The 9,327-nt window shown below is 49.5% G+C and carries 6 protein-coding genes and 1 pseudogene; all 7 read left to right on the top strand.

Annotated features, from left to right (window positions below; all coding sequences use genetic code 11):
• A pseudogene (locus tag SFV55_RS14040) lies at positions 1-1,636 on the top strand (hypothetical protein); the annotation flags it as partial.
• Positions 1,637-1,642: 6 nt separating this feature from the next.
• Entirely contained in the window at positions 1,643-3,310 is a 1,668-nt protein-coding gene (locus tag SFV55_RS14035) for an SWIM zinc finger family protein (protein WP_320030143.1), read from the top strand.
• Between the two features lie 600 nt (positions 3,311-3,910).
• On the top strand, positions 3,911-5,416 hold the full coding sequence (locus SFV55_RS14030) for a reverse transcriptase family protein (protein ID WP_320030142.1): 1,506 nt from the start codon (positions 3,911-3,913) through the stop codon (positions 5,414-5,416).
• A gap of 250 nt (positions 5,417-5,666) precedes the next feature.
• The gene (gene gatA / locus SFV55_RS14025; protein WP_320030141.1) at positions 5,667-7,106 is read left to right on the top strand and encodes an Asp-tRNA(Asn)/Glu-tRNA(Gln) amidotransferase subunit GatA; all 1,440 of its coding nucleotides are present in this window, start codon (positions 5,667-5,669) and stop codon (positions 7,104-7,106) included.
• Positions 7,107-7,177: 71 nt separating this feature from the next.
• Positions 7,178-7,672 carry a hypothetical protein gene (locus SFV55_RS14020; RefSeq protein ID WP_320030140.1) on the top strand — a complete coding sequence of 165 codons (495 nt, stop codon included), beginning with the start codon at positions 7,178-7,180 and terminating at the stop codon, positions 7,670-7,672.
• Between the two features lie 151 nt (positions 7,673-7,823).
• Entirely contained in the window at positions 7,824-8,348 is a 525-nt protein-coding gene (locus SFV55_RS14015; protein ID WP_320030139.1) for a hypothetical protein, read from the top strand.
• Between the two features lie 127 nt (positions 8,349-8,475).
• Positions 8,476-9,327: class II glutamine amidotransferase (locus tag SFV55_RS14010; RefSeq protein WP_413776707.1), on the top strand; the 852-nt coding region annotated here is incomplete at its 3' end.

Raw genomic sequence — 9,327 nt, 5'->3', positions numbered from 1 at the left:
GAAAAAACACCGACCCACGGCGCTTTTTGCGCTCAATATCCTTGTAAAACAATTTGACCCCAGCCAGCCCAATCGGGCATTGTTGCTGGAGCTATTGAACAATCCCCATGTTGAGATCCGGGAGCAAGGCTACCAATGGCTGAAAGCCAATTTGGGCAGCTTTGTGACCGACACCCAGTTTGTACTCCAGCTCTTAATACATCCTTCAGCCGACATTCGGCAGAACACCCAATCCGCTATGCCTCAAATCCTGGACTGCTTGAGTGCCAGCCAGCAAGAGGCATTGCTGGGGCGGGTGCTAGCCTACCTGTTGGCCCTGGATGTGGACAAACCCCAAGCAGCAGGACAGCCCGATGTGGCTTTGCTGGCCAATGCCGATTCCAGCGTGATTGCTATGGAATTGACGGCGGCATTGCCTAATTGGGCTGCTGCTTTGTTACCTCAATTGAGTTTGACGCTCCTGGAGCAATTGTTGCACCATCCGCTGGAGGTAGTGTCCACTTTGGGTGCAAGATTAATCGCTCAACGCCCTCAAGACCTCTCGGTACTGCCCGATGCACTGCTGGAATTTATGCTCAAGTCCAAGCTGGACTCCATCCTCACCATCGGCCAGGATCTCCTGCATACCCTGAATGTGGAAGACATCCTGGTCCGGCGCAACTTGCTAACCGAACAATTGAGTAACAAAAATGCTGCGGTGCGGGAAGTGGTTCAGCAAGCTCTGGCGCGGGGCATTGCGTTCAATGTAGAATTTGCCCAGGCAACCTTGGGTGCATGTATGAAGTTGTTGCTGCGCAAAGAGCCCTTTGCCGATTTACACGAGGAAATTCTGGCTTTTGCCAATACCCACTTGTCTACTTATTACGCAGAAATCGAACGCAAAACCATTTTCCGCTTGCTCAACTCCGCTCAAATTGGAGCCAACAAACTGGCCGCTCAACTGATTGTTCAATACGTGGATGCAGCCAGCCTTTCCGTGCGCAACATCATTCGTTTTGGCGAGCACGAAGTATTGGCCGTGCGCCAGCTTTGTCAACGCATGTTCCTCGAAAACGTGGAGCGAATGCGCTACGAACGGGAAGATGCCCTGCGTTTGTTGGAGTCAGAATGGGAAGATACCCGCAACTTTGCCTTCAGCTATTTTCGCGAGCATTTTGGGCAACGCGAGTGGAGTTTGGAAGTGTTGCTGAGTGTGTGCGACAGTGTTCTGCCTGCCGTACAAGGTTTTGGCCGCGAAATGGTCGGGGCTTACCTGCAAGTGGAAGATGGCCCGGAATTTTTGTTGCGCATCAGCCAACATCCCCGACCAGAGCTGCAAAGTTATGCGGCGCAGTACCTGGAAAAATATGCTTCTACACAAACCTTGGCCCTGGATCGGCTGCTACTTTATTGCAGCACCATACTTTCACAAGTCAACAAAAGCCGCAAAGCCAAAGACCTGGTGTTTGACTTTTTGGAAAAACAAGCCTCGCTGTCTGAGGCCACTGCTCAACAAGTGGCCCAGCTTCTGAATCGAATATCACTGACTACGGTGCAGGCCGATAAGGCGCGCTGCATCGAATTGATGCGGGATTTGCAAGTGCAATACCCGGAGATCGAAACCCAATTGCATCAGAGTATGCTCACCGCCAACTAAATTGACATGCGCTTCAACTACAAGTTTGCGGGTTCGTCCGCAGTCAGTCATGGTTCGGCGGGAACGGCCATGCAATTTGCCCCGGACACCCTGCGCCAGCCTACCTATTTTTTGGGTAAACTGTCGCAAAAAATCCCCTTCCGCGAAGCCATTTCGGCACTCAATGCGGTAGTGGTATCCGATTTGCGCTTCAAACCCAAAGACAAATCGGCCTATCTGGAGTGGTTGCAAACCCAGGAAGAATTGCTGTTGGGGGAGCACATCGCCACTTTGGTAGGGGATAAGGAAGCGCTGGAAGCCAAAATCAAACAACTGCGTACCGACATCGAACTCATCCGCAAAGAGGAAAACCTGCTAATGAACGACTATTGGAATGCGCGCAGAAAATATTACAACTACCTCTACGAAAGCAACAAAGATGCCTGGTACGTGCTGGATCCCGTGATCACGGTGCACCCAGATCAGGTCTTTTTTGAATGTTTCAGCAAAGACGAAAGTGCCTATGGCAAACTGGCTTGTAGCTACGAGGTATTTAAACAAATCGACAACTTTTGCTGCGGCACCACCAATGTGGATTATTCCACCAAGTTGTACAACGAGTTTCAAAAAATTCGGGACTACAAAGACACCGAGCTGAAAGTTGACCCCAGCGGATTTGAAGTACAAACCAGCGACGAAGAGGCCTGGAAAGAAGTCAAAATTGACCTGCCCGATACTTGGGTACGGGGCTTTTTACAAGTCAGTTCGGCCATGACCATGCCCGCGCAACGCTTTCAGTTGCACCCCATGGATGTGTACAACATTTGTTTGCAATTGCGGCGGCACAAAGAAACGGAAGGCCCTCGTTCACTGCGCTGGATTTTGAAACCGGGTGAACCCATCCGCCTCGTTTTTGAACCCTGGAACCATGAGTTGCTTTGTCCCCGTAGCATCTTTCAGGGAAAACAAAGCCAGGAAATTCGCCTTTGGGGCCGTCGACGGCTCCTGATGTTGGAGCGATTGATTCCTGTGGCGCATAGTTTTACGGTGACCTTATTGGGTTCTGGAATGCCCTCTTTTTTTGAGGCGCAATTGGGCGACATGACTTTCACGCTGGGCCTGTCAGGTTGGACCGCCAATGACTGGTCACGAGCCGGAAATTTCGACCTCCTGGCACCCCGCAGCGAGGTGGATTCGGCCACCAAACAGTTGGTTTTTGAAGCCCTGCGCGAGAATTGGCTGGAAAGCACAGGCAGTCTGGCTCAACGGCTCGAATTGGAAAGAGAAACAGTAGCCGGAGCGCTCAGTGCCTTCGTCCAGGCTGGTCGGGTTATCTACGATTTGACCCATCAGGTTTGGCGGGTGCGCGAGCTCAGCCGTGATCCACTTTCTCCCGAGGCGCTGCGTTTTGCCAGTCCGCGTGAAGCAGAGGCCAGTGTATTGCTGGAAGCCGATCAGGTGAGTGAACTACGGATTGAAACTGCGGGCAAAGGCCAGTTCATCACTGCAAGTGTCAAGGACAAAAACCGCACCCATCGCCCTGAATTGCATATTGACGGGGATCAGCGCCTGGTGCGGGCGATTTGTGATTGTAATTTTTATCAGCAAAATCAATTGCGTCAAGGGCCTTGTGCCCATATGCTTGCTGCCAGAATGGCTAGCAATCAAGTTCACTCAAAAGTGAGTGACCAGTAACTTAAACTAAGGTTTCAGGGCTTGTTCAAAATCTTGCCATTGGTCGCTGTTTCGGCGCCCTTGCCATCAAGACTACACATTCACCTGTAAATCGAATCTTCATGTTGCAGCCTTCAGCTATTAGGCCCACCGATCGGTAATACACGGTGTGGCCTCGAAGAGGCTGCATTACCGATCGGTGGGCCTAATAGCTGGGCTGCGGGAGTTGATTCGCTTACAACAGAGTTAGTTCGAAGAGTGACACTGCTCTGAAACCTTGTTTTTTAGTTATTCAAAATTGTTTGCGGCGGCGTCTGATTAAAATCTTGCCATCTGGATGTTGTTTCGGCATCCGTGACACCAAACTAATCATTCGTCGGCAAATCGAATCTTCATGTTGCAGCCTTCGAGCTACCCGGGTATAGTATGCGTGTGCCCGGTGAAGCGTCGAAGACGCAACCCCGCATACTATACCCGGGTAGCTCGGGCTGCGGGAGTTGATTCGCTTGCCACTGGGCTTGTTCGAAGATCGACGTCGCCGCTTTTTTTTTCTTTTTCTCAATGACCATTTGCGGCAGCACTAAAGCTCCTCAACCTCCTCAACCTTCTCAACCTATCCTTATGACTCGCGAAGAAATTTGGCAACAAATCAAATCCCTCGGCGGAAGAGACGAATTCGTCCTCAATGAGATGAAACGCCTGGGTTTTTGGGATACCTCCAAAGGAGTGCCCCAACTAAGCGAATCCCTGCGCGAGCAGCGTAAGGAATTGGAAACCGAGCTGCGGCAAGCCTTGGAAAAGCAAGCCGTCTACCGCAACAAAAAGAAAATGCTGCGCGAAATGCGCCAAAAGCGCATGGCTGAGGCCAAACAACGCCGCAGCACTACCAAAGAAAAACGCCAAAAACTCCAGGCTGAAAAAGCCGCCGCCTGGGCCGAAGCCCAACAAAAAGACATCGAATGGCTGGGGCCAGCCGTTTCGGCGGGTTTGCAAAACAAAGAGAGCAATGTACTGCAACTGGAAACGTTCGGATTACCCGTTTTTGACGGAGTGGCCGGTTTTGCAGAGGCAATGAAAGTGTCTCTCAACGAGTTGCGCTTTCTTGCCTACGACCGCCGGGTAGCGCGCACCACGCATTACCGCCGCTTTCAAATCAGCAAAAAAACGGGAGGCTTCCGCGAAATTTCGGCACCAGCACCCCGCCTGAAAGCTGCTCAACATTGGTTATTGGAGCAGGTTTTGTACAAAGTGGAGTTGCATGAAGCTGCACACGGATTTGTGCCCCAACGTTCGATTGTGAGCAATGCCGCGCCGCACCTAGGAGCAGAGGTAGTGATCAACATGGACTTGAAGGATTTTTTCCCTTCGGTATCCTACCGTCGGGTCAAAGGGGTATTTCAGGGTCTCGGCTATTCCGAACAGTTGTCGACCATCATGGCGCTCATTTGTACCGAACCCCAAACCGATGCGGTAGAACTGGACGGACAAACCTACCACGTCCACAAAGGGGAACGCCGCCTGCCTCAAGGCGCTCCCAGCAGCCCAGCCATCACCAATATCCTGTGCTGGCGATTGGATCGGCGTTTTGCAGGCATGGCCAAAACTCTCGGTTGGACCTACACGCGGTATGCCGATGACCTTACTTTTTCCAAAGCCGCTGATGATACCCGGGATGTCAATCGCATCTTGTGGCAAGCCCGACAAATTGTAGAAAATGAGGGATTCACCCTGCACCCGGACAAGATCAAAGTGATGCGCCGCAACAACCGCCAGGAAGTAACTGGGGTAGTGGTGAATGAAAAACTCAATGTGCCTCGGGCAAAACTCAAACAGTTCCGGGCGGTGCTCCATCGCCTGGAAACGCAGGGGGCTGCTGCGGTCAATTTTGGGCAAGGGCAAGTGTTGGAAAGCATCAAGGGCTTCACGCATTATGTGCAAATGGTGAATCCTGAAAAAGGGGCAGCCTTAAAAGCGGAGCTCGATCGGATATTGAACAACCCTGGTTTTAAAGAAAAACATCCTGTTGCAAGTCAAGTGGATCAAAAAGAGAAGCGCAAAAAAATTGCTACTCCTGCGCATGTCAAATTGGAAGCTGCCGAGCCAGGAGAATGGTGGCGACTTTGGTAAATAGGATTTCAATTTCATATTTACCCAACTGAGGTGATTCCTTAAGTGCCTTAGGTTTCTTAGGTGGTGAAAAACTGAGCGCCACTTTTTTTCACCACCTAAGAAACCTAAGGCACTTAAGAGACACCTAAGCAGTAAGGCCCCAAATAGCAAAGTCAAATCAACTTCTCTCCGCCATTCTCCAACATTCCTTCCTAATTCCCCAAAAAACGGGTACTTTTGCCTCCCGAAACCAACTTTCAACAGCAACATGCCGCGCTTTTCAACGCTTACCCAAGTTCAAAACGCCATTCAGAGCGGGGAAACTACCTTGGTAGACCTGGTACATTATTACCTTCATAAGATTGAAGAAAACCGAGCCCTCAATATTTATGTAGAAGTATTCGAAGAAGAAGCGCTGGAAAAAGCCCGGCAGCTGGAGCAAAAATACCGCGACAATCCCGCCCAGTTGGGTCGCTTGTTTGGGGCAATTGTGTCCATCAAGGACGTGATTTGTTATCAGGGGCACACCGTTACGGCGGGCTCAAAGATTTTGAGTGGCTTCCAATCCTTGTTTTCGGCCACTGCCGTTGAACGCCTCCTGGCTGAAGATGCCATCATCATTGGGCGCACCAACTGTGACGAATTTGCGATGGGTTCCACCAATGAAACTTCTTATTATGGCCCGGTGCGCAATGCGGCCGATCCTACCAAAGTCCCTGGTGGTTCTTCGGGTGGCTCGGCGGTTTCGGTACAAGCCGACACTTGTCTTTTGGCATTGGGTTCCGATACGGGTGGTTCAGTACGTCAACCTGCGGCATTGTGTGGAGTCATTGGCATGAAACCAACTTATGGTCGGATTTCCCGCCATGGTCTGCTGGCGTACGGCTCTTCTTTTGACCAAATTGGCATTTTGGGCCACAATGTGGATGATATTGCGCTGACCCTGGAAATCATTGCAGGACCGGATGAATTTGATGCCACAAGTAGCCAAAATCCGGTTCCAGCTTATAGCCAGCTTTTGAGTGCCAAAGGGCCAGTTAAAGTGGCTTATTTTGATACCGCTGTGCACCACCCCAAGCTGGACCCGGGCATCCAGGCCCAATGCCTGCGCATGATTGACTGGCTCAAAGCACAAGGTCATACCGTAGAAAGTGTACCTTTTGACTACCTCGACTACATCATTCCAGCTTATTACGTCTTGACGACTGCCGAAGCCTCTTCCAACTTGTCGCGTTACGATGGCATCCGCTTTGGCTACCGCAGTCCAAATGCCAAAACTCTGGAGGAGACGTATAAAAAGTCGCGCTCGGAAGGCTTTGGCCAAGAGGTCAAACGTCGGATCATGTTGGGCGCTTTTGTATTGAGTTCTGGCTATTACGATGCCTATTATACCAAGGCACAAAAAGTCCGCCGCCTGATCACTGAACAAACCGACGCCATCTTTGCAGAATACGACTTTTTATTGATGCCCGCTGCACCCACTCCTGCCTGGAACCTGGGGGAATCACTGGAGGACCCGGTGGCAATGTACCTTGCGGATATTTTTACTGTACAGGCCAATATGGTCGGCATCCCGGGCATTGCCCTACCCGTAGGCACCCACGAATCGGGCCTGCCCGTAGGTTTGCAGTTTATGGCTGGAAAGCTCCAAGAAGCGGAACTGCTGGCTTTTGCCAAACAAGTTTCAGAAAGCTACCCGCAACTGTAACTTTTATTTGATAATTATTTCTATATTTCACTCGTCAATGTACCATCCTAATAACCGTAAAACATCTTGCGATGAAAAAGTTACTATTGCTTTTGGTGCTTAGTTTTGTTGCCTTCCAATTCCAGGCGCAAGCACAAAGCGGAATGAGTGAAAAGGAGAAAAAAGAAGCAGCTAAAGAAGCTGCCGAGGCCAAAAAAGAGGCCGCCAAGGATAAGGAAGAAGCGGCTAAAATAGCTGCCGAAGAAAAAGAAGAAGCGGCTAAAATGGCGCAAAAAGAAAAAGAAGCCGCGGCCAAAGCCAAAGCAGATGCTGCGAAAGAAGCAGCAAAAAACAAAGCCTTAAGCGCCAAAGAAAAAGAGAAAGCCAAAAAAGACGCCGCTAAAGCCAAGGAAAAAGCCAAAAAAGAAGCGGCCAAAACCAAAGCCCTAGCTGCTAAAGAAAAAGAAAAGGCCAAAAAAGACGCCGCCAAGGAAAAAGAAGAAGCCAAGAAAGAAGCCGAAAAAATGAAGGAAATGGAGATGAAGGCAAAAGAGAAGGCGGCTAAGGAAGCAAAGAAAAACGATTAAGCAATAGGGTTGAGCAAAAAACTAGGTTATCATTTGCTCAACCCCAAGCCATAAAATAGGAGTCATCCCGAATTTTTGGAAGCCCAATAAATTGAGATGACTCCTGCTTTTTTGCAGATCAATAGTCGCTTTTGGCCAAAACAAAACCTCAATGCTACTCATTCCTTCTCCTACTTCCATTGCTATTCTCTTTACTTGGCTTCTCCATTTCATCATTGCTTTCAGTCTTAAAAACCGGAACAGACGTAACTATCCTTATTATGAGGGGCTTTGGAAAATCCTAGCTTATGTGGGGCTCACCCTGGCTATCATTGAAATTTTTCACCTTACTTTATCAACAATTTCTGGATATATCTTTGAATCAATGGCTTTTAAGGCGAGGCTTTACGGGCCATGGTTTGGCTGGATGTTGGGGTTGGATATATTTAGCCCGCTATTGTTTTGTTTCAATTTTTGGTCTTGGTTTAGGAACAATAAGGTTTTCAGAAACTTTCAATTGTATGTAATGCTAGCCATTTTTTTGATCCAGTTAGCATTGGGTAGTAATTTTGTAATCAGCATTATTCCGGGCTGGCATACCACTGTAGACTTCCTAAGTTTTCCACTCACCCTATTGATTGTAAGCGTTTTAATCTGGGGCCTCAACCACCTGATTTTGAAAAAAGAAAGCCGTTGATGGAATCACTCAGTTGAATAATGATGCGGCAAACTTTTTACTCCAATTCAACTAAGCACAATCCTTCGCTGTTATTCTCCACATTCTACCGTACCTTTGCGGCCGAATTCGTCAACCAACACATACAATGAGCGAGATTATCAAACACGAATGTGGTATTGCTCTCATTCGTTTACTTCAGCCCATGGAATACTATCAAAAAAAGTACGGAACTGCACTGTACGGGCTAGAAAAACTGAAATTACTCCTCCAAAAACAACGCAACCGGGGCCAGGACGGGGTTGGCGTTGCCACCATCAAATTGGATCCCAAACCGGGTACCAAATACATCAGCCGCAAACGCAACGTCACACCGAATAACTACCTCACTGAGCTTTTTGATGAAATTTGGAGCAAACACTTTCGCCCACTCAGCGACGAACAACTGAGTGACGCGACCTGGATGAAAGACAATCTCCCCTACGTTGGTGAATTGCTCCTTGGCCACTTGCGTTACGGAACCCACGGCGACAATAGCATCGAAACCTGCCACCCTTTCCTGCGCCAAAACAACTGGATCAACCGCAACCTGCTCCTGGCCGGTAACTTCAACCTGACCAACGTAGACGAACTCTTTCAAGAATTGGTAGAACTGGGGCAATATCCCAAAGAAAAATCCGACACGGTGACGGTTTTGGAAAAAATCGGACACTTCCTCGACGATGAAGTGCAACGCCTGCACACCTGGTTCAAGCCCGACGGCTATAACAATGTCCAGATCAATGACCTGATCTACGACAACCTCGATGTACAGCGCCTGCTGCGCCGCGCCAGCAAAAAATTTGACGGCGGCTACGTTATGGCCGGCATGATCGGCCACGGCGATGCTTTCGTCATGCGCGATCCTTCGGGCATCCGGCCGGCGTTTTATTATCAGGATGAAGAAATTGTCGCTGTTGCTTCCGAGCGCCCTGCCCTGCAAACGTCTTTCAACGCGCAT

Source organism: Haliscomenobacter sp. (genome assembly GCF_033763495.1).
Classification (GTDB): domain Bacteria; phylum Bacteroidota; class Bacteroidia; order Chitinophagales; family Saprospiraceae; genus Haliscomenobacter.
This window is presented reverse-complemented; position numbering and strand designations above follow the sequence as displayed.